This is a genomic window from Allobosea sp. BE125 (assembly GCF_031456075.1).
Lineage (GTDB): Bacteria > Pseudomonadota > Alphaproteobacteria > Rhizobiales > Beijerinckiaceae > Allobosea.
Window position 1 is genome coordinate 1 of the sequence record NZ_JAVDTY010000014.1, and the last position, 21,243, is coordinate 21,243.

Genomic DNA, 21,243 nt, shown 5'->3' on the forward strand with positions numbered 1-21,243 from the left:
AGGTCAAAGCGAGCCATCTCAACCTCCAAGGCTGAGATCAATGAATCAGAACTCAGTCCCGCAGGGAATCCCGTTTATGAGTATGTGACCTAGAGTCCGTCTCGAAACTCTAAGCGCCCAACCGCTCTCGCGCACAGGGAGGCGTCATGCGTCCTGCGGCACATAACGCCGCGACAACTCGCTACTGTTGTCATAGGACGCTTCGAAGATGGCGGCGGCCAGGGTCGCGCGCACGCGCAGAATGCCGGTGCCGACATTCTTGAAGCCGTGGCGGGCGCCGGCCGGGATCAGCACGGACTGATTGGCCGTCACGATCATGCTCTCATTGCGAAGGTAGATTTCGGCCGTACCCTCGTAAACCTCGAGCACCTCCTCGACCGCGTGAATATGCATGGGGGCTCCCAGCCCCGGGTCGCAGAACTGGTCGAAGATGCATAATTGCTTGCTCTGCACCGTTGCCGAGGCGCGCATCAGGGTCATCACGCCGTCACGCCACTTTTCCAAGGGCTGGGTGTTGTGATCGAGAACTTGCATCGGAATGCCTTCATCCTTCGTGATTTCGTGGGCCGGCCCGGTGTCGCGTCGAGACAAGCTGATCTCCCCTCATCTCTCAGCATATGACGCGCAGCGATGGAAGAGGGTCGCCAGCATGCGCGGCCGCTCCCACGGGCCTCTCCATGCACCTGGCGGATGGCAGTACCGCTCTGATCGGATGTTGATTGTTCTCAATCGAAAGTAGAGCCTCGCCTGGTTAGCAATGGCTGCGGCTTGTCCGGCCAGCGATGCGGACAGTCGAGGCCGGCATGACATCATCCACACCGTTTCGCCCCAGTCGCCGCGGTTTCCTTTCTTCGACAGGCATGACCTTGCTCGTGGCCTCCATCGCCGGCGCGAGGGCGGCCGAGCACTCCGGAGCCTTGCCGTGGAAGCCGTTCGCGGCGCTGCCGCCGCAGCCGCTGCCCGGAGGGCGCTGGTATGTCTTCACGCCTGATGAGGTGCGGATGGTCGAGGCCATCGTCGACCGTCTGATTCCGGCTGACGATCTCAGCATCGGCGGCAAGGAGGCCGGCTGCGCGACCTTTATCGACCGCCAGCTTGCCGGCAGCTACGGCTCGTCCGAGCGGCTTTACACGCAAGGCCCGTTCCTGCCCGGCCTGCCGACGCAGGGCTATCAGGGTGCCGAGGCGCCGGTGGCGCGCTACCGGGCCGGGCTTGCCGCGCTGGCGCAGCATGTTCGCTCTCAATTCGCCGGCAAAGCTTTCGCCGATCTCGCCCCCGCCGACCAGGACAAGGTGCTGGGTGATTTCGATGCCGGCAAGGTCGCCTATCCCGCCGCCGCCGGCTTCTTCAACCTGCTGCTGCAGAACACGATGGAAGGCTTCTTCGCCGACCCGATCTATGGCGGCAACAAGGATATGGCGGGCTGGAAGCTGCTCGGCTTCCCCGGCGCCCGCTACGACTACCGCGACTATGTCACGGCCCATAACCAGCCCTTCCCTCTGCCGCCGCTCTCGATCGCCGGCCGGCCGGAGTGGAAGGTCGGCAGCAAGTAACCGGCGGGATCAGGCACGATGGTGAGGAAACTGCCCCGCAAGGATGTCGTCATCGTCGGCCTCGGCTGGACGGGCGCGATCCTGGCGCATGAATTGACTGATGCCGGGCTCGATGTCGTCGCGATCGAGCGCGGACCCTGGCGCGATACGGCGACCGATTTCAACGTCGCCTATGCGCCCGACGAGTTGCGCTACGCCATCCGCAAGGACCTGTTCCTGCAGCCGGCGCAGGAAGCGATGACGATGCGCAACACCATCTCGCAGACGGCGCTGCCGATGCGCGATTACGGCTCCTTCCTGCCGGGCACCGGGGTCGGCGGCGCGGGCACGCATTGGAACGGTCACACCTGGCGTTTCTTCCCGAGCGATTTCGTCCTGAAGACGCATCTGACCGAGCGCTATGGCGCAAGCCGCATCGCCGATCTGACGGTGCAGGATTGGGGCGTCAGCTATGACGAGCTGGAGAATGCCTTCGACCGCTTCGAATATCTCGCCGGCATCTCCGGCAAAGCCGGTAATCTGAACGGCAAGATCGAGGCCGGCGGCAATCCCTTCGAGGGGCCGCGCAGCCGGGAATATCCACTGCCGCCGATGCAGATGACCTATGCGCCGACGCTGTTTGCGGAAGCGGCGCGCTCGATCGGCCTGCATCCCTTCCCGACGCCGTCGGCCAATCTCTCCAAGGCCTATGTCAATCCGCTCGGCATCGCGATGGGGCAATGCACCTTCTGCGGCTTCTGCGAGCGTTTTGGCTGCGCCAATTATTCGAAGTCCAGCGCCCACACCACGATCCTGCCGGTGCTGATGCGCAAGTCGAATTTCGAGGCGCGTACGGAATGCGAGGTGCTCAAGGTCGATCTCGCATCCGACGGCAAGACGGCCAAGGGCGTGACCTATGTCGACGTCACCGGCGAGCTCTGCGAGCAGCCCGCCGATATCGTGCTGCTCAACGCCTACGGCCTGCACAATGTCCGCTTGATGCTGCTCTCCAAGATCGGCACGCCCTATGACCCCGCGACCGGCACGGGCACGGTCGGGCGCAACTATGCCTATCAGACCAACGCCTCGACCCAGGTCTTCTTCGAGGGCAAGAACTTCAATCCCTTCATCGCGGCCGGCGCGCTCGGCCAGACGGTCGACGACTATAATGGCGACGCCTTCGACCATGCCGCTCTCGACTTCGTCGGCGGCGCCGGCATCAACTGCATCCCGACCAATGGCCGGCCGATCGCCTACCGGCCGACGCCGCCGGGCACGCCACGCTGGGGCAGCGCCTGGAAGAAGGCAGCCAAGGAGAATTACGGCAATACGCTGACCTTCAGCTCGCAGGGCTCGTCCTACGCCGCACGCGGCAATTATCTCGATCTCGACCCGACCTATAAGGACCGCTTCGGCCGGCCCTTGCTGCGCGTCACCTTCGATTTCCCCGACAACGACATCCGCATGTCGAACTGGGTCAGCGACCGTATGCAGCAGATCGCGACCGCGCTCGGCGGCAAGCAGGCGGTGGTCGGCCGGACGCGCAAGGGTTGGAATTCCGTGCCCTATCAGAGCACGCACAACACCGGCGGCGCGATCATGGGAACGGATCCCAACACCAGCGCGGTCAACCGCCATTTGCAAAGCTGGGACGTGCCCAATGTCTTCGTCGTCGGCGCCTCGGCCTTTCCGCAGAACGCCGGCAAGAACCCGACCGGCCCTGTCGGTGCGCTCGCCTTCTGGGCTGCGGATGCGATCCGCAACCATTATCTGAAGAATCCCGGCAAGCTGGTGCAGGCATGAAGAAGGCAGCGCTTCTCGCCGGCGTCGTCGCAGCCGCACTCGTCAGCGCGAGCGGCTTCGCCTCCGACCTGTTCGACCGCATCAATGCGGGCCGCTACAAGGCCGTCCTGGCCGATTGCGCCGCCTGCCACACCAAGCCCGGCGGTCGGCCCTTCGCCGGCGGGGCGCCGCTCGACACGCCCTTCGGCAAGCTGATTCCATCGAACATCACGCCCGATCGCGAGACCGGCATCGGCAATTGGAGCTATGCCGATTTCCGCGGTGCGCTGAAAGAGGGCGTCGGCAAGGGCGGCAAGCGGCTCTATCCGGCGATGCCCTATCCAGCCTATTCCGCCATGACGGAGGCCGATATCGCCGATCTCTGGGCCTATTTCCAGAAGATCGAGCCGGTCAGCAACCGCGTCGTCTCGAACCAATTGCCCTTTCCGTTCAGCATTCGCACGGTGATGATCGGCTGGAACCTGCTGAATTTCTCGCCCAGCGAATTCAAGCCCGAGCCGGCCAAATCAGCCGAATGGAATCGCGGCGCCTATCTCCTCAACGGACCCGCCCATTGCGGCACCTGCCATACGCCCAAGAGCCTGCTCGGCGCCGACAAGACCGACCAGTTCCTGCGCGGCGGGAACCTGCAGAGCTGGGTCGCGCCCGACATCACCAATGACGCCCATAAGGGTATCGGCGGCTGGGCGGCCGAGGATATCGTTGCTTACCTGAAAACCGGTGCGAACCGCTTCGACATCGCCTCTGGCCCGATGGCCGAGGTCGTCGCGAACTCGACGCAATATTGGACCGATGCCGATCTGAACGCGGTTGCGACCTATCTCAAGGACATCAAGGGCGCAGGCGCCGCCCCGCCGCGGCCGCTCGATGCCGGCGATCCCCTGATGCTGGCCGGCAAGGCCGTCTTCGTCGATCGTTGCTCGGCCTGCCATGTCAGCTCGGGCGAGGGCGCTCCCTTCCTGTTCCCGAAACTGGCCAAGGCGCCGGTGGTCAATGGCGATGACCCGACCTCCCTGATCCGCGTCGTGCTCGAGGGCAGCCAGGCCGGAACGACCAAGGCCAGGCCCACGACCCCGGCGATGCCGTCCTTCGCCTGGAATCTGGGCGATGCCGAGGTGGCGAGCGTTCTCAGCTATGTCCGCAACAGCTGGGGCAACGCCGCCCCGGCGGTGACGCCGGCCCAGGTCAAGGACATGCGCGCGAAGCTCGCGCGCTAGGTTGAGGCTGCATCACGGCCGCTGGCCGCCAGGATCTTCCGCGCCTGGTCCAGCACCGGCTTGTCGACGAGCTTGCCGTCGACGGTGACGGCGCCGCTTGCGCTGGCGGCCGCGATGATGCGCTTGGCCCAGTCGATCTCGTCGCTGGTGGGGGAGAAGCCCTCGTTCACGGCCGCGACCTGGGCCGGGTGGATGCAGAGCTTGCCGCCGCAGCCGAGCCGTCTGGCGCGCTCGATATCCGCGGCGAGCAGATCGGCGTTCTTGACCTCGAGCGTCACGCCGTCGATCGGGGGCGGCAGCCCCGTCGCCGCCGACGTGATCACGAGCTCGATGCGAACAGGGTCGAGCTCGCTGCCCAGGCCGCGAATGCCGGTCTCGCTGCAGAAATCCACAGAACCGAAGGCGAGCCGGCTCAGCCCGCGCGAGCGTGCGAGATCGAGACGGTCGACATAGCCCAGAGAGGTCTCGACCAGTGCGATGAGCTGCTGCCGGCGCTGCAGGCGCGCGGCTACCGCCTCGACTGTCTTGCGGCTTTCAGCCTTGGGCAGGATGACCGCGACGATGTTCGGCAGGGACGCAACGAGGCGCAGATCGTCGCTGTTCCACACCGTGTCGATGGCATTGACCCGGACCGCGATCTCTTTCGCCTCGGAGGACGAGGCCCAGTTCGCGATATGGTCGCGCGCGGCCTCCTTGGCGTCAGGCAGCACGGCGTCTTCGAGGTCGATGATGACCCGGTCCGCTCCTGCCCCAACCGCCTTGGTGAACCGCTCGGGCCTGTCGCCGGGGACGAACAGAAAGCTTCGCTCGAGAATCATGCTCTGTTTCCGTCTAGGCCGCCGGCGCGCGCAGGGGCGCCCAGACCGGCGCGCCTGGAACGGGCTCGACCGCGGCTCCGGACCGGATGATCGCGTCGCATTCGGTGTCGTTGAAGGCAAGCGTGCGTAGGATCTCGCGCGTGTGCTCGCCGAGCAGCGGCGGCGGCAGTTCGGCGGCACTGGGAGCGTCGGTCTGGAACGGCAGGTCCGGCAGGTCGAAGCCCATGTCCTGGAAGAGCAAATGGGCGACCTTGTCGCCATGGCGGGCCTGCGGCGCCTCCAGCACGCGCTCCATCGGCAGCACCTCGGTGAAGCCGAAGCGCGCGGCGGCAAGCTGCGCCGCGATCTCGTCATAGGACCAGCGCTTGACGGCGGCCCGGACCAGCGCCTCGACATGAGGCCGTTCCTTCTTGCGTTGCCGCAGCGTTGCCAGGCTCGGATCGACCGGTTGGCGCAGCGCCGCCCAGAAATCGCTCCAATGCCGGTCCGTCAGCATCACCAGATAGATCCAGCGCCCGTCCGTGGTCTCGTAGGCGCCATAGCCGGGCATGCTGAATTCGCCGGAGGGCTCCGGATCGGGCTTTCCGGTGAGGTGCAGCTTCAATTGGATGCCGGCGAAGTCCCGGGCCGCGACATGCAGGCCCGCCTCATAGAGCCCGACTTCGATCTTGCGCTGGGCGGGTCCCGTGGCGGGATCCAGCAAGGCGGCGAGGATCCCGATCACGGCGTAGCAGCCGGCGAATTGGTCGTGATAGGAGGGGCCGAGCCGTGTCGGTCGTCCGTCGATGCGATGCGCATGCATGACACCCGTCGCCGCCTCGGCGATCGGGTTTGAGGCCAGGTCCTCGGCCTGCGGGCCGTCATTATAGCCGCGGATATGGCAGAAGACGATATTGGGGTTGTGCCGCGCGCAGTTCTCATAGGTGACCCCGAGACGGCGCGCCGAGCCCGGGGCGAGATTGTGCAGGACGATGTCGACCCTCTGTAGAAGCCGCTCGAACACCGCCTTGCCCTCATCGCTGCCGAGATCGAGGCAGAGGCTCCTCTTGCCGCGGCTATAGGCGATGTAGGTCCCACTTGGCCCGCCGCGGACGAGGTTGCGGGTCGGGTCGCCGGCGGGCGGCTCCAGCTTGATTACCTCGGCCCCGAGCTGCGCCAGGATATGGGCGGCAAAGGGTGCCGCCAGCATAGACCCGATCTCGAGGACGGTCTTACCGGTGAGGATGCTGCGGTTCATGGCGTGTCTCGATCGTAGACGGCGTTTGCCGCCATGGCCTGGCCACCGCCGGAATCGCGGATCCAGAGGAGAAGATCGTCGGGCCCGGCGCCTGGGCTTGCCTCGATCCGGAAGGGCGCATCGACGAAAACCGGCGCCAAGCCTCTGAACGCGAAGCGTCGCAGCCTCGCATCGGGGCGGGCTGCGCTGGCGAGGCCCTGGAGCAAGGTCGCAAGCAAGGGGCCGTGCACGACGAGATCGCGATAGCCTTCCTCCGCTTGCGCATAGCTGCGGTCGTAATGGATGCGGTGGCCGTTGAAGGTCAGCGCGGAATAGCGGAACAGCAGCACGGGATCCGGGCTGAGTTCGATCACATGCGCCGGGGCGACTGGTGCGGGCTCAGGCTGAGGGGGCGCTGCGCCAGGCAGCGGCGGGTCGCGATAGACGATGTCCTGCTCCTCGACGATGCAGGGTCCGGTTCCCATGCTGATGATGTGGCGGACGGTGACGAAGACGAGATTGCCCCGCCGTCCCGACTTGTTTTCGATCTTCGTGATCTCGCTGGTCTTGGTCGCGGTCTGACCCAGAATCAGCGGGGCGAGGCAATCGATGCGCCCGCCCGCCCACATCCGTCGCGGCAGCGGTACGGGAGGCAGGAAGCCACCCCGTTTGGGGTGGCCGTCCGTGCCGACCTCGCTGCGCGGCACGAAACTGTTGAAGAAGATCCAGTGCCATCCCGGCGGGAGCGCGTCGCCGGCGGCCGGGGGCGGTACGTCGAGTGTCGCAGCGAGCGCAGCAGCGCGTTCAACCGTGATGATGTCGCGCGCCGTTTCGCTTCGCCCGATCCAGTCCAACCAGTCCTGCGGGGCGGGGGTGGTTTCTGCGATCAATCTGCTCTGCTCCGTCACGGCGTCCTGTCCAATCCGCAATCAGAAAATCACCTGGGCCTCGGCCAGGCGCTGGCGCTCGGCCCGCCCGATGCCGAGAAGCTCGCCGAAGACGTAATCCTCATCCTCGCCGAGCCGGGGCGTGCCGCGCGCGATGCCGACATCCGAGGTGCTGGAGAAGCGCATCGGCACGCCGACTGCCGCGCGCATGCGCCCGTCGGGCTCGGCCACATGGACGACGGCGTTGCGCGCCTGGAGGTGCTCGTCCTCGACAATGTCGCGCGTGGTCCAGGAGACATGGGCTGGAATGCCGGCGCGCTGCAGAAGCTCCGCGGCGGTGGCGGCGTCCTGCTGCCGGGTCCAGCTCGCGACGAGGGCATCGAGCTCGCTGCCATGGGCTTGCCGATAGGCTGCCGTGTCGAAGCGGGGATCGACTGAATGCCCTGCTTGTTCGATGAGCCCGGCGAGCGCCGCCCATTGCCGGTCCGTGCCGACTGCGATCGTCAGCCAGCGATCGTGATCGCGCGAGGGATAGACGCCGTGCGGAGCCATGCGCAGGTCGTCATTGCCCATGCGCCGGGGCGCGCCGCCGGTCGCTGCCTCGAGCAGCGCTTCTCCGATCAGGGAAGACGCCACTTCGCGGGCCGCCACATCGACATGCGTGCCCTTGCCGCTCCGTCGGCGCTGCAGCAGCGCCGCCATCGTCGCCATCGCGGCATTCAGCCCGACCGAATGGTCCATGACATGCCGCATTTCGACCGGCGGGCCGTCGGCATAGCCGGTGAGATAGCCGAGCCCACCCCAGGCGCCGAACAGAGGAGCGTAGCCGGCAAAATGAGAATCGGGGCCGGTCTGGCCCGAGGACGAGACCGAAACCAGCACGATCTCCGGCTTTACCGCGCATAAGGCGTCATAGGAGAGGCCGAGACGCGCCATCACGCCGGGGCGGAAACTCTCCGCGGCGACATCCGAGACGGCGACCAGCCGCTTGGCGAGTGCGATGCCTTCGGGATGCTTCAGGTTGATCCGCACGGAGAGCTTGTTCGACGCCACCTGGTCGAAGCTGGCCGGGCCGTTGCGTCCATAAACCGGATGCGGCTTGCGGAAGATGTCGGGCCGCAGCGCGCTCTCGATCTTGATGCATTCGGCGCCGAGCTGCGACAGCATATGCGTGCAGAACGGCCCAGCCGCATGAACCGTGAAATCCGCGATCCTGATGCCGGACAGGGGTTTCATTCGGCTGCTCCCACGACCTTGCGCGCCCTGATGGCTGGGGCGGCAAGCCTATGTTCGCCCAGGGCCGGAGGGCCGCTTGCGAGCCGCAGCGGAGAACCACCGAAATGGAAGGGCGCCACCAGCATCGACCTTGTCCCGACACCGGGGATCTCGACAGGCTGGAACAGGCCCCTGGCCTGCTCATGCGGGTCGCAGAGGATGTCGGCCGGGGCGTTGTAGCGCGCCATCGGCACGCCGAGCCTCTGGGCGCGGCCGACCAGTTCCACCACATCGTGGTCGCGGGCCCAGGCCCGGATGTAGCGGTTGATCTCGGCGCCGCGCCGGCTGCGCTCCAGGGCATCGTCAAGCGCCTTGTCCGTCGCCCAGGCGGGATGGCCCATCAGTTCGACCATCGCGGTCCATTGGCGTTCCTCCAATGTCAGGACCTCGACGAAGCCGTCGCGGCATTCGAGCACGCCGCCATATTTGAAGGAGCGCTCGACACGGTGTTCGAGCGAACCGTCGCCGAGCCGCTGCACCGCGAAACAGGCAACGGCCAGGCCGGCATCCTGAACCGATATGTCGGCAGACTGACCTTGTTCGGCCCATAGCGCCGAGAGCGCGGCGAGGGCGGCCGCGACGCCGCCCTGCATGGCGGTGAAATGCCCGTAGATCTTCAGCGGCGGGCGATCGGGGAACAGCTCCACCGACAACCCGTTCGGCAACAGGAAGCCCTCGCCCGTGGCATGGATGGCGTTGATTTCCTCGGCCCGCCATCCCGCTTTCGGCCCATGGGCCCCGAAAGGCAGAACCGAGACGGGGATCAGCTTCGGAAATCGCCGGGAGAGGTCATCGGGATCGAGCCCGCGCGAACGCCGCTCCGCGATGGGCGTGTCGTCGATCAGGATGTCTGCATCGGCCAGCAATGCATCCAGCTCTGCCCGCCCCATATCCTCCGCGAGGTCGCAGATGACGCTCTGCTTCCCGGCAGCGAGATAGGAAAAGAGCGCGCTCGTATCCGGTGCCTCGGCCAGGAAGGGAGGCTCCCGTCGCAGCCGGTGCCCGCTTTGGGGTTCGAGAAGGATCACCTCCGCGCCCATGACGCTGAGGAGGCGGCCGCAATAGGCCGCCGCCACGCCGTGCGAGCATTCGACGACCCTGACCCCTGCGAGCGGCTGCTGGTTCGACTGCTTGAGCACGGCGTGCCTCGGTTTCAGCGGACGACAGGGAGGTCCAGGTCGAGGGCCGCGCCATCAAAGGCGACGCGAATGCTCACGTCGCGCGCCGGCAGGATGACGGTCGCCAGGCCCGGCGTCGTGAGCTCGCCGCGCTGGTTTTCGCCCCAGATCTCGATATCGACGAGGGCATGGCCGTCCTTGATGTATTTCCGGCTGACCTTGCCCTTGCACCAGGTCGAGTCGCCCATGGTGTTGAAGCGGCGCATCTCCGTGCGGACGCGCTTGAGGAAGGCGGCGTCACCCATCCAGTTGGTCACGAGGCTGCACATCCAGGATGAGCGCTGCGGGCCATAATCATAGGTGCCGGGAACGCCGACTTCCTTGGCGACCGACTCGCGATGATGGCCGATGCCGGTGTATTCGATGCCGCCGCCGGCTTCCGGATTGCGGAAGAAATGGCCGGGATGCTTCATCGCCGCCTTGAAGACGACGCCATGGGTGTGGCCGCGCCCGCAGCCGACGAGAAATCCCATCGTGTCCATCAATGAGAGCGGTCCACGCACGATGCTGGGCAGCGTTTCGCCCTCGACGACATCCTCCCAGTAGCGAATATGGCTGCCGCGGATGTTCTTTTCCTCATCCATGATCGCCTGATCGAGCTGCTGGAACTCCTCGGGCGTGTATTCGTAGGGCACGATGTCCTTGTATTTGCCGGCGTCGCGCGCGGCTTTGCGTTCATGGCGCGTGCAGGTGCCGAGCGCACGGGCGATCAGTTCGCCATGCTGGTTGCTGTAGCTCGCCTCGACATATTGCAGCACGAGGCGGCCGGAGAACTTGCTCTCCTTCTCCTCGACGCCGACGACACGCTCGATCGCCGTGATGCGGTCTCCCGGCCTGATATGGCGGAAGAGCTCCCAGTCATTGCCGGCATAGAAGCCATGGACGCCGGGCAGGCCCCAGCGCGTACGGCCGACCCAGCCAAAGGCCATGGGAAACATCGGGTGGCCGAGCTGCGACCCGTAGCGGCTTACGCCGCCATAATCCGCTTCGCGATAGATCGGGTTGAGATCGCCGATGCCGTTGCAGAAATTGCGCAGCGTGTCCGCCGTGGCGTCCTGGAGATAGGGCCCCTCGGGGCGCAATTGCAGCCCGATCATCTTGCGCGCCTCGGCGACCGCCTGGTCGGTGATCTTTCCCTCTGCCGGGGCGTCTCCGACATTCGCGTTGGGCTTCAGGGCTTCGACGACGTTCATGGTGGATGTCCTTTCAATGGCAGCCCGGCTGTCGGCCGGCTGCGGATGTCGCCTGCCGGATGAAGCCGGGACGGCGGATGGCCGCCTCGGCTTCATCCCGCGGTTCGCATGCGAGCCCTCTGGAAGCGCCGGGTCGGAAGGGGGCTCCCGATCCCTGGCTCTCCCGGTCAGTCCTTAATCTCAATTCATAGAATGCACAATGCATTAATTGAGGGAGGTGGTCAATGCCGCTTCCACCAATCGCGGCGGAGAAGGATGGGCTTTCTGTTCCCCGCGGAGGGCCGATGGGACGGCTAGTCGAGACGCAGGATATGGCCTGCCAGATCCGGCCTGGCGGGGGGGTAACGCTCGCTCACGAGCGGGTCGTGGCTGACGACGATATGCGCGTCGGATTCGGCGAGTTCGCGCATCCGGTCATGGGCGGTCAGCATCTCTGCGACGTTGAAGGCCACGGTGAACGGCACGCCGCGTTCCAGCTCCTCGTAGTAATGCAGCGCGTCGGAGGCGAGCACGACCCAGCCGCGGCGGGTCCAGACCCGCACGATTTCTTGGCCCGCGCAGTGCCCGCCGACGAGATGCACCGAGAGCCCCGGAGCGATCTGCTTGTCCGGGCCGTGGAGAACCAGCCGATCCCGATGCAGAAGTTCGACGAAATGCGAGATTTCATCGACTTCATAGGCGCGGCGGCACCAATTCTTCTGCATGAAGGGGCTGACGACGAAGTCCATCTCGGCCTTCTGCAGCTCGAAGCGCGCCTTCGGAAGAGCCCCGACATTCCCGATATGGTCGTAATGGAGATGGGTGATGACGACCCGTTCCACCTGCTCCGGCGCCACGCCCAGAAGGCGCAGGCTGTCGATCGGGCAGTGCAGATAGTCGTGCCCGTGCTTCTCCGCCTTGGCTCTGGCCATGCCGGTGTCGATGACGAAGGTTCCCGCCTCGCCGATCGCCACCCAGCTGTAGAAGTCCATGGGCTGCAGCGTCTCGGGCTGCGCCTCGAAAATGAAGTTCTGGCCCCGGGTGCGCTTGCGGTTGGTCGCATAGCGGATGGCGTAGAGCTCATACGGAGGTATCGCGCCGGCTGTCGACATCGCAGTCACCTTGGAGCGTTCGTGGCTTGATAATGCATCAGGCACAATGCCTGCGGTTCTGACTCGAGTCGTTATCGGCGCTTGGCTAGGTCGGCGAAACCAGCACCGCCGACGCGTCATGTCCCTGGGCAGGGCCGAGATAGCTGTTGATCGCATCCTGGCGCGCGGAAGGCGTGCGCAGCGCGGATGCGGGGTGGCGGCTGACGATTCGGCCGCCGCGCATGAAATAGACCTCCTCGGCCAGTTGCACGCTCATCCGGAAATTCTGCTCGACGAGCACGACAGAGAGATTGGTCTGGCCGCGCACGATCTCGAGCCGCTCGAAGACGCGCTTGACCAGGAGCGGGGCCAAGCCGAGGGAGGGTTCGTCGAGCAGCAGCAGGCGCGGCCCGGCCATCAGCGCCCGCCCGATCGCCAGCATCTGCTGTTCGCCGCCGCTCAGCATCCAGGCCGGCCGGTTGACGCGATTGGCGATCTCGGGAAACAGGTCCAGCACCATCTGCTGCCGCTGCGCGCGCAGGCCGCCATCGACATGGTAGCCGCCGAGCGTGAGATTCTCGCCGACCGACAGGGTGGCGACGATCTGCCGGCCCTCTGGGACATAGACGATGCCGCGATGGACCCGCTGCCGGGTGCTGAGGCCGTCCACCGCCTCGCCGTCGAAGATGATCGAGCCTTCGGCGCGGACGAGGCCGGCGATGGCCTTCAGCGTGGTCGATTTGCCGGCTCCGTTGGCGCCCAGCAGGGCCGCCACGGCGCCTGTCTTCACGCTCAACCCGACATCGCTGACGGCGACATAGCGTCCATATCGCGCGCACAGGCCGCTGACAGTGAGCAGATCAGTCATCGTCCTCTCCCAGATAGATCCGGGCCACCTCCGGATCGCTGCGGACGGCGTCCGGCGTGCCGTGTGCGATCAGTTTCCCGAAATTGAGGACATAGATCCGGTCGCAGATCTCCATGATGAGATCCATGTCGTGCTCGACCACGACCATGACCAGGTCGGGCGTTCTGAGTTGATGCAGAACCCGGGTGAGCTCGCGTGTCTCGGCCGCGTTGAGCCCGGCGGCGGGCTCGTCGAGCAGCAGAATCTTTGGCGTGCCGGCGATCGCCCTTGCGATTTCGACCAGGCGTAGGATGCCGGGCGGCAGTTCCGCCGGAAGCATATTGGCGATGTCCGCGATGCCGAGCTTTTTCAGCGCCTGCTCGGCGCGGTGTCGTGCGTCGGCCTCTTCCGTTCGCGCCAGCTTCAGGCCGAGCAGAGCCCCGGCCCAGCCGCTCCTGCCCAGGCGCGAGAGACCGAACATCACATTCTCGATCGCCGTCAGATCGGGGCACAGAGCGACATGCTGGAAGCTGCGGGCCATGCCATGCCGGGCGCGCTGGGTCGTGGGGAGTGCGCCGAAATCCGTGCCGGCGAAGCGGATGCTCCCCTGCTGCGGCCGGTAGAGCCCGGCCAAACAGTTGAACAGGCTGGTCTTGCCGGCGCCGTTGGGGCCGATCAGCCCGGTGATCTCGCCGGATTGAAAGACCGCGCCGATATCCTTGAGGACGGAGAGACCGCCGAAGCTCAGCGACAGGTTGCTCGCCTCGAGCTGTGCGGGGGCGTTGGCGCCGGTCATGATGCGGACCTCCCCGCGGCGCGCCAGCGCGGCAGATAGTGGCCGGCCAGGATGACGGCGAGAAGGGCTACGCCGTAGAGGATCGGAATCCAATCGCCCGATCCCGCGAGGAGCTGGGGCACGAGCGTGACGAAAGCGCCGCCGAGCAAGGCGCGCCCGAGCGTCAGTCCGTAAACGCTGACGACCGATCCGACGAGCAGGAAGATCGAGGTCCACAGCGTGAAGCTGTTGGGCGACACGGTCGAGCTGGTGAAGGCGAGAGCCGCGCCTGACGCCGCACCGAGGCCGCCGCTGATGCCCATGGCCGAGACGCGCGCCCAGTCCCGGCCGACGCCGAAGGCCTCGGCCGCCGCCGGATGGGAGCGGGCGGTCAGCAGCGCCAATCCTTGCCGCGATTGCCGGAACCTGCCGAGCATCGCAGTTGCGACGACCAGGGCTGCCAGCGCGAAGTAATATTGCTGCAGTGGTTTCGGGACGCCTGGCAGAAGCTCGCGGGAGACGTAGAGCCCTTCGAACCCGCCGGTCCACGGGCCGGCCTGCAGGATCAATTCCGGCAGCGCCAGCGCCAGCGCCATCGTCGTCACCGCCAGATAGATCCCCGACAGCTTCCGCGAGGGGAAGGCGAAGCCGATGCCCAGCAGAACCCCCAGCGCGATCGCCGGCCAGACGCTGACGAGAGCCGATAATCCGAAGGAGCGGTCCGCGATCGCCACCGTATAAGCCCCGGCGGCGACGAAGAAGCTGTGGCCGATCGAGACCTCGCCAGCATAGCGCACGAGGAAGGTCACGGCGAGCACGCCCAGGCCGTTGGCGAAGCAAAGGCCGAGGCTGTAGAGCCAGAAGCCCTGGATCGCCAGGGGCAGCGCGATGAGCGCGATGACGAGCAGGGCGGAGGCGCCGAGGAGCCAGGGCCGCTCGCTCATCGCCCGCTCCGATGCTGCACCGGGCGGGGCCGAAAGGACGTCGTCAGACACGGGATCCGGTTCCCCTCTCGAGCAGGCCGTTCGGGAAGATGTTCAGCGTCACCAGGATCACGCAGAGCAGGAAGGTGTTGCTGAACTCCGGCGAGACGTAAAAGCTGAACAGGTTGACGAGGATGCCGACCACGATCCCGCCGAGCACCGTTCCCGGCAGGCTGCTGAAGCCGCCGACGACCGCCGCCGCAAAAGCCTGCAGCATGAAGGAGGAGACGGTGGTCGAGCTCAGGAAGGTGGTGGGAACGATCAGCAGCGCGGCCGTCACGCCGAGCGCCGCTGCGACGACCCAGGCGAAGACATGGACCGAGCGCAGGCTGAGGCCGCAGATCTCCGCTGCGAAGGGGTTCGCTGAAACCGCCCGGAAGGCGATGCCGAGCCGGGTCTTGTCGATGACCAGGAACAGGCCAGTGACGATGACGCCTGTCGCGGCCAGGATCGTCAGATCATAGGAGGTGATCCGCTGCCCGAGCATGGTCATGTGCCAGTTCGGGATCGGCAGATCCATGCTGACGATATCGGCGCCGAAGAGCAGCTGGATGATGCCCTGGGCGATCAGACCGATGCCCAGCGTCGCAATGGTGCTGGTCAATTCGGACTCGAAGATCAGCGGCGCGATGAGCGCATAGGTCAGCGCTGCGAGCGCGACGATGATGACGAGCGCCAGCAGGACGGCCGACCCCCAGGAGAGCTGCAGCAATGATCCGGTCGAGAATCCGTAGACCAGGAAGGCGGCCAGCCCCGCGACATTGCCGTGCGAGAAGTTCACGACGCGAGAGCATTTGAAGATCATGACGAGGCCGAGCGCGCCCAGGGCATAAAGACACCCCGCGACCGTTCCGGCCCAGATCAGAGAAAGCAGGTCGCCGCCGGTCCGCAGGAGGTTGAAGCTCATGCCTTCACCTCCTCGCCGGCGGGCGCGCCGCCCTTCTCGATCAATTCGATCACCGCGGGGAAATAGCGCCCGCTGCCGCCAGTCTCGGCCGAGGCCTGGTAATAGCGCCGCGTCATCTCGGCGAGATGCGGCGTGACCTCGCAGCCGCGTGCAAGCTCGAGAACATAGGAGATGTCCTTGAGCACATATTCCGGCGGAAACGCCTTGTCCGGGAAGCTGTGCGGCAGCATGGCGTTGATGCCGTGATTGCGCAGGACGAAGCTGTCGCCGGAGCCCTTGGAGACCGCCGCCAGCATCACCTCAGGCTTCACCCCGGCGCGCTCGGCCACGACCATCATCTCGGCGAGCGCCACGACATGCTCGAACACCAGCATGTTGTTGACGAGCTTCAGGACCTGTCCGCAGCCGACCTCGCCGCCATGGGTGACGTCGGTCGCGATGTAGTCGATCAATGGCCGGATGCGCGCGTAGAGCGGCTCCGGCGCTCCCACCATCACGCTGAGCTGCCCTCTCCTTGCCGCTTCCCGCGTCCGCGCCACCGGTGCATCGGCGAATTCCAGGCCTTGGGCGGCAAGCTCGCGCGCGACCTCGCGGGCAAGCTCGACCGCAGTGGTGCTGAGATCGACGATGATCGCCCCGGTGTGGGCGGAGGCGCTGATCCCGCCTTCGCCGAGGCAGACCGATTTGACCTGCGCTCCGCCGGGCAGGGAGAGGAAGATGACGTCGGCCGCATGTGCGACCTCCGCGATCGAAGCGGCGCGCTCGGCCTTGGTATCCCCCAGGGCCTCATCGAAGGAGGCCGGGTTGAGGTCGAAGGCGATGAGACGCCCGCCATGCTTGAGGGCCATGTTACGGCACATCGGGCCGCCCATGACGCCCAACCCGATGAAGCCGATGGTCGCGTTTTCGGTCATGGTCTCAATCCATCAACATGCCGCCATTGACGTCGAGCACCGTCCCGGTGATCCAGTTCGACGCAGGCGAGCACAGGAACAGGATGGACTGCGCGATGTCTTCCGGCTGGCCGTAACGGCCGAGCGGCACGCTGCCATGCGGGGAGGGGGCTGCCCGCTGCGTGACCTTGGACCACATCGGCGTCTCCACCGGGCCGGGTGCGACGACATTGGCGTAGACGCCCTTGGCGGCACCGGCCTTGGCGACCCATTTCATCAGCCCGTGCACGGCGGATTTGGCCGCCACATAGGACGGGCCCGACGCCACGCCGCCGATCTTGGCGGCGATCGAGCCCAGCGCAACGATCTTGCCGTAACCCTGCTCGGCCATCACCGGGAACAGCTTGCGCACGGGATTGACCACGCCGAACAGGTTCACATCCAGGATCGCACGCCACTCCTCCTCGGTGGAGTCCGCCAGGGGGGCGTGCGAGATCGTCCCGGCGCAGAGGACCAGGATGTCGATGCGGCCATGCTCCCCAAGGATCGCGTCGATGACGGCATCGGTCGCCGCAGCGGAGGAGACGTCGCAGCGGCGGAAGCTGACGCCGGCAGGCCACTCGCCTTGAGGTTCCGTGATGTCGGTCGCGATGACCCGTGCTCCCGCCTCCACTAGTGCGGCGACGGTCGCGCGTCCGATGCCGCCCGCCGCGCCGGTGACCAGCGCGACCTGTCGTTCGAGCCGTGCCGGCCCGCTCAAGGGAACATCAACCATTATCGACTCCTGGAACCCTTGGGTTCGGTGGGCATGGTGGTCGTGAGGCGAAGACTATTCAGCTTTCGCGTCGAACACGACGGCAGGGTAGGGGCGGAACTCCCTGACCAGCTCGAATCCGCCATCCTTCGCCCGGATGATCGCTTCCTGGCGCGTGCCGCGATGATCGCCGGGTTTGAAGGAGACCTTGCGCGAGCCGCCGACATCCGCATCGGTAAGAGAGTTCATCGCCGCGATCAGGTTCTCGCGGGTGAGCGGCTTGCCGCTGTCGAGCAGCTTCTCGAAGCCCGTCGCGAAGAGGGCGGCGTTGCTCCAGCCATTGAGGCCGAAAACGCCGACGGGATCGTTCGGATAATATTTCTTGATCGAGTCGCGATAGGCCTTCACCTGCGCATCGTCGCCCGAGACCGGCAGGAGCCAGGACGAGAAATAGACCCCGTTGAGCAGGTCTCCGGCGAGCTTCACGGTCGAGGGGTCGGCGGTGAAGAAGGGCGCGAACCAGGTGACCTTCAGCCCCTGGCGGTCGGCCGATTTCAGCGCAGCCGCCAGATTGGCGTTCGAGCCGAAGAGGACGACGCCCTCAGTTCCCGAATTCGCCAGGCGGCGGATATGGGGGGTGAAATCGGTGGTCTTCACCTCGAAGGGGATGGACTCCGCCGGCTCGATCTTGCGGTCGGCGAGGTACTGGTCGAAGCCGCGCTTGGCGGAGCGGCCGAGCTCGTCATTCTCCCAGAGCAGGGCGATGCGCTTGAATTTCAGTTCGTTGAGCGCGAACTCCGCATTCGAGGCCGCCGACCAGCCATAATCGGGAAGCAGCGGGAAGAGGTTGGGCTCGACGAAGAAGGCGCTGGCGCCGCCGATCGGCCCGATGATCGGCAGCCCGACTTCCTTCGCGTAGGGGATGACGGCGACCGTCGTCGCGGTGCCGACCGGCGCCGCCAGCGCGAAGACCTTGGTCTCCTCCACCAATCGCTTGGTCACTGCGACGCTGCGGGCCGGCTCATAGCCGTCGTCGAAGGTGACGTAATTGACCTTCCAGCCACGGATGCCGCCGGTCTCGTTCAGGTTTTTGAAGAAGGCTTCGGCGGCATGGGTCAGGATGGAGTAGAACGGTACGGGCCCCGTCACCGGCGTAAAGGCGCCGACCGTGACGGTCTTTTGCGCCGTATCGATCCCCGACGGGGCGGATTGTGCATGGACGCTTGGGGCAACCATCATGGATGCGACGGCCAGCGCGGCGGCGGCGATTGAGTGCAGGCGTTTCACGGTCATCCTCCCTCTGTGCTCTTGTTTTGATTATTGCCGGGCAGCCTACATGAGCCTTTTCGGCAAAACAATGCACAATGCACTTATGGAGGAGGCAAAATACGCCGTGCCGATCCGCGCTGAACGCGCGGCTGCGAAGGGGGCTGGCTCAGATCATTCGTTCAGCGAGCTGCGCAGTTCCGCCCAGCCGGTCTCGATATGGCGGCGTGTGGTCAGCATCGCGCCTGCCGTGTCGCCGGCGATCATCTGGTCGAGCAGCTCGGCATGCTCGGCCGCGGCGCGTTCGGCCCGGCCGGAGAGGCGGTTGATCAGGTCGAACGGGTAGCGCGCCCACAGGATCTGCACGAAGTGCAAGGTGTGCGGCAGGTCGGCGATATCGTAGATGCGGCGATGGAAGCGGTAATTGATCGCCCGGGCGGCCGAACTGTCGCCCTTCTTCGCCGCGGCCTCGAATTCCGCGGCAAGCGTGCGCAGCTTCTCGACATCGGATGTCTGTAGCTTCTCGACCGCGCCGCGCACGAGCTGCGCTTCCAGCAGCATCCGCAGCATCAGGATCTCGGAGGAGGCGGTGACGTCGAAGGGAACGACCGTAGCGCCCTTATAGGAGCTGCCGGTGATGTAGCCCTCGGCTTCCAGCAGCTTCAGCGCTTCCCGAACCGGCGTGATGCTCGTCTTCAGGAGCTCGGCGATCTCGACCTGCTTGAGACGCGTTCCGCGCGGGAACTGGCCGGACAGGATTCCTTCGCGCAGGAAATCAGCGACCTGCTCTTCCTTGGTCCGGTATTCCATCGTCATTCGGCCGCTGGCTCCGCTCGTCAACGCGCATCCGCCTGCCGCGCAATGCCGGGGGGCAGAAGTGCATTATCCACGACATAAGCCAGCAAGGGCTTGCTGTCACGCGGATGTGCCTAGCTTTGCGGCACGCCCGGATCAGAAGGACACGCTTCCCGAGGTGCTGATCTCCGCATAGCGCCGCAGCCCTGCAAGCGCGAAATTGTGTTCCTCCTCGGTGGCGCCGCAGCAACAATCCTCCAGGATCGTGCAGGCATAGTCGCGGTCGTGCCCCTCGCGCACCGCCGCCTGGACGACGCCATTGGTGGAGACGCCGCACAGGACGAGCCGTTGGAACGCGTTGGCGCGGAGGATGGGCTCGAGATTCGTTCCGTAGAAGGGGCTGACGCGGTGCTTGATGATGTCGAAATCGCTGGCTTGCGGCGCAAAGCCGGAAAACACTTCGGTTCCCCAGCTTCCGAGCTTGAACAGGCCGGCCTCCCTGGCGCGGGAGAAGATCGGCGAGGCGGGCGGGCACTCCCGGTAATCCTGGGAGAAGCCGACACGGACATAGCCGACGGCCGCACCGGCAGCCCGCGCCTTTGCGATCGCTGTGACCGTGTTCTCGTACAAGCCCTTGGCCAAGCCGCAGGCGACATAGGTCTTGGCGTTCGGCCCATCGGGATGGACGAGGTCATTGATCATGTCCATCACGAGCAGGATCGTCTTCATGGCGGTGTCATCCTCGGTCGAAGAGAAGGGGTGGGGCCGGCGGAGGCTCCGCAGCTTACAGGCCGACGGCGTCGATCAGGCTTGAATTGATGACGTCGCCGAACTTCACCGCGCGCACCTCGTCGCCGAAGCGCAGCATGAAGTCCCGGTTCTGGTTGTAGGCGCCCTCGCTCAGCGTCATGCGAGGTGCGAAGGCTGTCCTCTGGTCCTGTACCGTTGCCAGGAGCAGGTCGAAATCGGTCTGCGCCCAGATCGTGCGATGTACGGCTTTCGCCGCCGCGACGGGGTCGGCATGGATCAGCGCGAGGCCACGTGCGAGCCCGCGCACGAAGCGCGTCACGGTTGGTCGCTCGGCCTGGAGGAAAGCCGGATCGATCGCGAGGATCGTGTAGATGAAGTTCTCCAATCCGGGCACCTCGCCCTGCGAGGGCCGGGCGACCCAGACGCCGAGCCCTTCCTGCACCGCCCGGTTGTTCGAGGGCGCGGTGGTGTTGTAGCCGTCGATCTGGCCGGCGCGCAGCGCGGGATACATCTGGTCCAGCTTGATCACGGTGAGCGTCACGTCCTTGTCGGCGTCCAGACCGACTTGGCCGAGGAGATAGCGCCACATCTTGTCGATCCCGCTGCCGCGGCCGCTGACGGCGAGCGTGAGGCCCTTGAGCCGCTTCAGGCGCTCGGGCAGGGGCATGTCCGGCTTCATGCCGACCCGCTCGGCCGCGGCCTTGCTGATGATGGCGTCGCTCGCATATTGCGTCATCAGGGGCGCGAAGACCGTCATCTTCTGGCCCTTGCTCGCGGCGAGGATCACATCGCTGAGGACGAGGCCGGTGATCTGGAAGCTGCCGCCGAGCATGGCCGCCATGGCAGTGGTGCCGCTTCCGGTCTGGACCAGCGAGACCTCAAGATCCTCATCGCGGAACAGCCCAGCCGCCTCCGCCACGAACAGCGGCAGATAGGCGAAGGTGAAGCCGCCGACGCCGATGGTGAGCTTGCGGCGGCCCGGCTGCGCCTGGCCCAGCGCAGAGCCCATAGTCAGCGGGCCGAGCGCCGGCAGGGCCAGAGCCGATCGGATGAAGCTGCGTCGCGTGGTCATGCTGTCCTCCCC

Annotated in this window: 21 protein-coding genes; 3 read left to right on the forward strand and 18 right to left on the reverse strand. The window is 65.9% G+C overall.

Features of this window, described 5'->3' with window-relative positions:
• Positions 1 to 144: 144 nt before the first annotated feature.
• Positions 145 to 591 carry a cupin domain-containing protein gene (locus J2Y55_RS25480; RefSeq protein WP_310159087.1) on the reverse strand — a complete coding sequence of 149 codons (447 nt, stop codon included), beginning with the start codon at positions 589 to 591 and terminating at the stop codon, positions 145 to 147.
• A 281-nt stretch (positions 592 to 872) separates the two neighbouring features.
• Here J2Y55_RS25480 and J2Y55_RS25485 point away from each other — a divergent pair, with 281 nt between their 5' ends.
• Genes J2Y55_RS25485 through J2Y55_RS25495 form a run of 3 tightly spaced genes read left to right on the forward strand, consistent with a single transcriptional unit; the run spans position 873 to position 4,552 of the window.
• Positions 873 to 1,553 (forward strand): gluconate 2-dehydrogenase subunit 3 family protein, encoded by a 681-nt coding sequence (locus tag J2Y55_RS25485; protein ID WP_310159089.1) that lies wholly within the window; start codon positions 873 to 875, stop codon positions 1,551 to 1,553.
• A gap of 18 nt (positions 1,554 to 1,571) precedes the next feature.
• On the forward strand, positions 1,572 to 3,335 hold the full coding sequence (locus J2Y55_RS25490) for a GMC family oxidoreductase (protein ID WP_310159092.1): 1,764 nt from the start codon (positions 1,572 to 1,574) through the stop codon (positions 3,333 to 3,335).
• Positions 3,332 to 4,552: a cytochrome c gene (locus J2Y55_RS25495; protein ID WP_310159095.1), complete on the forward strand. Its 1,221-nt coding sequence runs from the start codon at positions 3,332 to 3,334 to the stop codon at positions 4,550 to 4,552. The genes J2Y55_RS25490 and J2Y55_RS25495 overlap by 4 nt, the downstream gene beginning before the upstream one ends.
• Here the strand turns inward: J2Y55_RS25495 and J2Y55_RS25500 are convergent.
• The 17 genes from J2Y55_RS25500 to J2Y55_RS25580 form a co-directional block, all read right to left on the reverse strand.
• On the reverse strand, positions 4,549 to 5,370 hold the full coding sequence (locus tag J2Y55_RS25500) for an HpcH/HpaI aldolase/citrate lyase family protein (protein ID WP_310159097.1): 822 nt from the start codon (positions 5,368 to 5,370) through the stop codon (positions 4,549 to 4,551). The genes J2Y55_RS25495 and J2Y55_RS25500 overlap by 4 nt on opposite strands.
• Before the next feature lie 13 nt (positions 5,371 to 5,383).
• Positions 5,384 to 6,607, reverse strand: a complete 1,224-nt coding sequence (locus tag J2Y55_RS25505) for a CaiB/BaiF CoA transferase family protein (RefSeq protein ID WP_310159100.1) — start codon at positions 6,605 to 6,607, stop codon at positions 5,384 to 5,386.
• A complete protein-coding gene (locus J2Y55_RS25510) occupies positions 6,604 to 7,494 on the reverse strand; it encodes an HTD2 family dehydratase (RefSeq protein WP_310159103.1) in 891 nt (296 codons plus the stop codon). Before J2Y55_RS25510 ends, J2Y55_RS25505 begins: the two co-directional genes overlap by 4 nt.
• Positions 7,495 to 7,515: 21 nt before the next feature.
• Positions 7,516 to 8,709 carry a CaiB/BaiF CoA transferase family protein gene (locus J2Y55_RS25515; protein ID WP_310159105.1) on the reverse strand — a complete coding sequence of 398 codons (1,194 nt, stop codon included), beginning with the start codon at positions 8,707 to 8,709 and terminating at the stop codon, positions 7,516 to 7,518.
• Entirely contained in the window at positions 8,706 to 9,887 is a 1,182-nt protein-coding gene (locus J2Y55_RS25520) for a CoA transferase (RefSeq protein ID WP_310159107.1), read from the reverse strand. The genes J2Y55_RS25515 and J2Y55_RS25520 overlap by 4 nt, the downstream gene beginning before the upstream one ends.
• Before the next feature lie 14 nt (positions 9,888 to 9,901).
• Positions 9,902 to 11,119, reverse strand: a complete 1,218-nt coding sequence (locus J2Y55_RS25525) for an FAS1-like dehydratase domain-containing protein (protein WP_310159111.1) — start codon at positions 11,117 to 11,119, stop codon at positions 9,902 to 9,904.
• Positions 11,120 to 11,412: 293 nt separating this feature from the next.
• Complete coding sequence (locus J2Y55_RS25530; RefSeq protein WP_310159114.1) at positions 11,413 to 12,210, reverse strand: N-acyl homoserine lactonase family protein; 798 nt, start codon at positions 12,208 to 12,210, stop codon at positions 11,413 to 11,415.
• Between the two features lie 85 nt (positions 12,211 to 12,295).
• Positions 12,296 to 13,057, reverse strand: coding sequence for an ABC transporter ATP-binding protein (locus J2Y55_RS25535; protein ID WP_310159117.1), 762 nt, complete (start codon positions 13,055 to 13,057; stop codon positions 12,296 to 12,298).
• A complete protein-coding gene (locus J2Y55_RS25540; RefSeq protein WP_310159120.1) occupies positions 13,050 to 13,832 on the reverse strand; it encodes an ABC transporter ATP-binding protein in 783 nt (260 codons plus the stop codon). The genes J2Y55_RS25535 and J2Y55_RS25540 overlap by 8 nt, the downstream gene beginning before the upstream one ends.
• Positions 13,829 to 14,806 carry a branched-chain amino acid ABC transporter permease gene (locus J2Y55_RS25545; protein WP_310159124.1) on the reverse strand — a complete coding sequence of 326 codons (978 nt, stop codon included), beginning with the start codon at positions 14,804 to 14,806 and terminating at the stop codon, positions 13,829 to 13,831. Before J2Y55_RS25545 ends, J2Y55_RS25540 begins: the two co-directional genes overlap by 4 nt.
• Positions 14,799 to 15,701 (reverse strand): branched-chain amino acid ABC transporter permease, encoded by a 903-nt coding sequence (locus tag J2Y55_RS25550; protein ID WP_310159126.1) that lies wholly within the window; start codon positions 15,699 to 15,701, stop codon positions 14,799 to 14,801. Before J2Y55_RS25550 ends, J2Y55_RS25545 begins: the two co-directional genes overlap by 8 nt.
• A complete protein-coding gene (locus J2Y55_RS25555) occupies positions 15,698 to 16,615 on the reverse strand; it encodes an NAD(P)-dependent oxidoreductase (protein ID WP_310159129.1) in 918 nt (305 codons plus the stop codon). The genes J2Y55_RS25550 and J2Y55_RS25555 overlap by 4 nt, the downstream gene beginning before the upstream one ends.
• A 4-nt stretch (positions 16,616 to 16,619) precedes the next feature.
• Entirely contained in the window at positions 16,620 to 17,369 is a 750-nt protein-coding gene (locus tag J2Y55_RS25560; RefSeq protein ID WP_310159132.1) for an SDR family NAD(P)-dependent oxidoreductase, read from the reverse strand.
• A 54-nt stretch (positions 17,370 to 17,423) separates the two neighbouring features.
• Complete coding sequence (locus tag J2Y55_RS25565; protein WP_310159134.1) at positions 17,424 to 18,635, reverse strand: ABC transporter substrate-binding protein; 1,212 nt, start codon at positions 18,633 to 18,635, stop codon at positions 17,424 to 17,426.
• 153 nt (positions 18,636 to 18,788) lie between these two features.
• The gene (locus J2Y55_RS25570) at positions 18,789 to 19,430 is read right to left on the reverse strand and encodes a GntR family transcriptional regulator (RefSeq protein WP_310159137.1); all 642 of its coding nucleotides are present in this window, start codon (positions 19,428 to 19,430) and stop codon (positions 18,789 to 18,791) included.
• A 135-nt stretch (positions 19,431 to 19,565) separates the two neighbouring features.
• Entirely contained in the window at positions 19,566 to 20,138 is a 573-nt protein-coding gene (locus J2Y55_RS25575; protein WP_310159139.1) for a cysteine hydrolase family protein, read from the reverse strand.
• Between the two features lie 55 nt (positions 20,139 to 20,193).
• Positions 20,194 to 21,231: an ABC transporter substrate-binding protein gene (locus tag J2Y55_RS25580; protein WP_310159141.1), complete on the reverse strand. Its 1,038-nt coding sequence runs from the start codon at positions 21,229 to 21,231 to the stop codon at positions 20,194 to 20,196.
• Between the last annotated feature and the right edge of the window lie 12 nt (positions 21,232 to 21,243).

Coding starts and splice junctions, on each gene's coding strand:
- J2Y55_RS25490 (WP_310159092.1), top strand. CDS start 1,572: ATGGTGAGGAAACTGCCCCGCAAGGATGTCGTCATCGTCGGCCTCGGC.
- J2Y55_RS25495 (WP_310159095.1), top strand. CDS start 3,332: ATGAAGAAGGCAGCGCTTCTCGCCGGCGTCGTCGCAGCCGCACTCGTC.
- J2Y55_RS25500 (WP_310159097.1), bottom strand. CDS start 5,370: ATGATTCTCGAGCGAAGCTTTCTGTTCGTCCCCGGCGACAGGCCCGAG.
- J2Y55_RS25505 (WP_310159100.1), bottom strand. CDS start 6,607: ATGAACCGCAGCATCCTCACCGGTAAGACCGTCCTCGAGATCGGGTCT.
- J2Y55_RS25515 (WP_310159105.1), bottom strand. CDS start 8,709: ATGAAACCCCTGTCCGGCATCAGGATCGCGGATTTCACGGTTCATGCG.
- J2Y55_RS25525 (WP_310159111.1), bottom strand. CDS start 11,119: ATGAACGTCGTCGAAGCCCTGAAGCCCAACGCGAATGTCGGAGACGCC.
- J2Y55_RS25530 (WP_310159114.1), bottom strand. CDS start 12,210: ATGTCGACAGCCGGCGCGATACCTCCGTATGAGCTCTACGCCATCCGC.
- J2Y55_RS25535 (WP_310159117.1), bottom strand. CDS start 13,057: ATGACTGATCTGCTCACTGTCAGCGGCCTGTGCGCGCGATATGGACGC.
- J2Y55_RS25540 (WP_310159120.1), bottom strand. CDS start 13,832: ATGACCGGCGCCAACGCCCCCGCACAGCTCGAGGCGAGCAACCTGTCG.
- J2Y55_RS25550 (WP_310159126.1), bottom strand. CDS start 15,701: ATGAGCTTCAACCTCCTGCGGACCGGCGGCGACCTGCTTTCTCTGATC.
- J2Y55_RS25555 (WP_310159129.1), bottom strand. CDS start 16,615: ATGACCGAAAACGCGACCATCGGCTTCATCGGGTTGGGCGTCATGGGC.
- J2Y55_RS25560 (WP_310159132.1), bottom strand. CDS start 17,369: ATGGTTGATGTTCCCTTGAGCGGGCCGGCACGGCTCGAACGACAGGTC.
- J2Y55_RS25570 (WP_310159137.1), bottom strand. CDS start 19,430: ATGACGATGGAATACCGGACCAAGGAAGAGCAGGTCGCTGATTTCCTG.
- J2Y55_RS25575 (WP_310159139.1), bottom strand. CDS start 20,138: ATGAAGACGATCCTGCTCGTGATGGACATGATCAATGACCTCGTCCAT.
- J2Y55_RS25580 (WP_310159141.1), bottom strand. CDS start 21,231: ATGACCACGCGACGCAGCTTCATCCGATCGGCTCTGGCCCTGCCGGCG.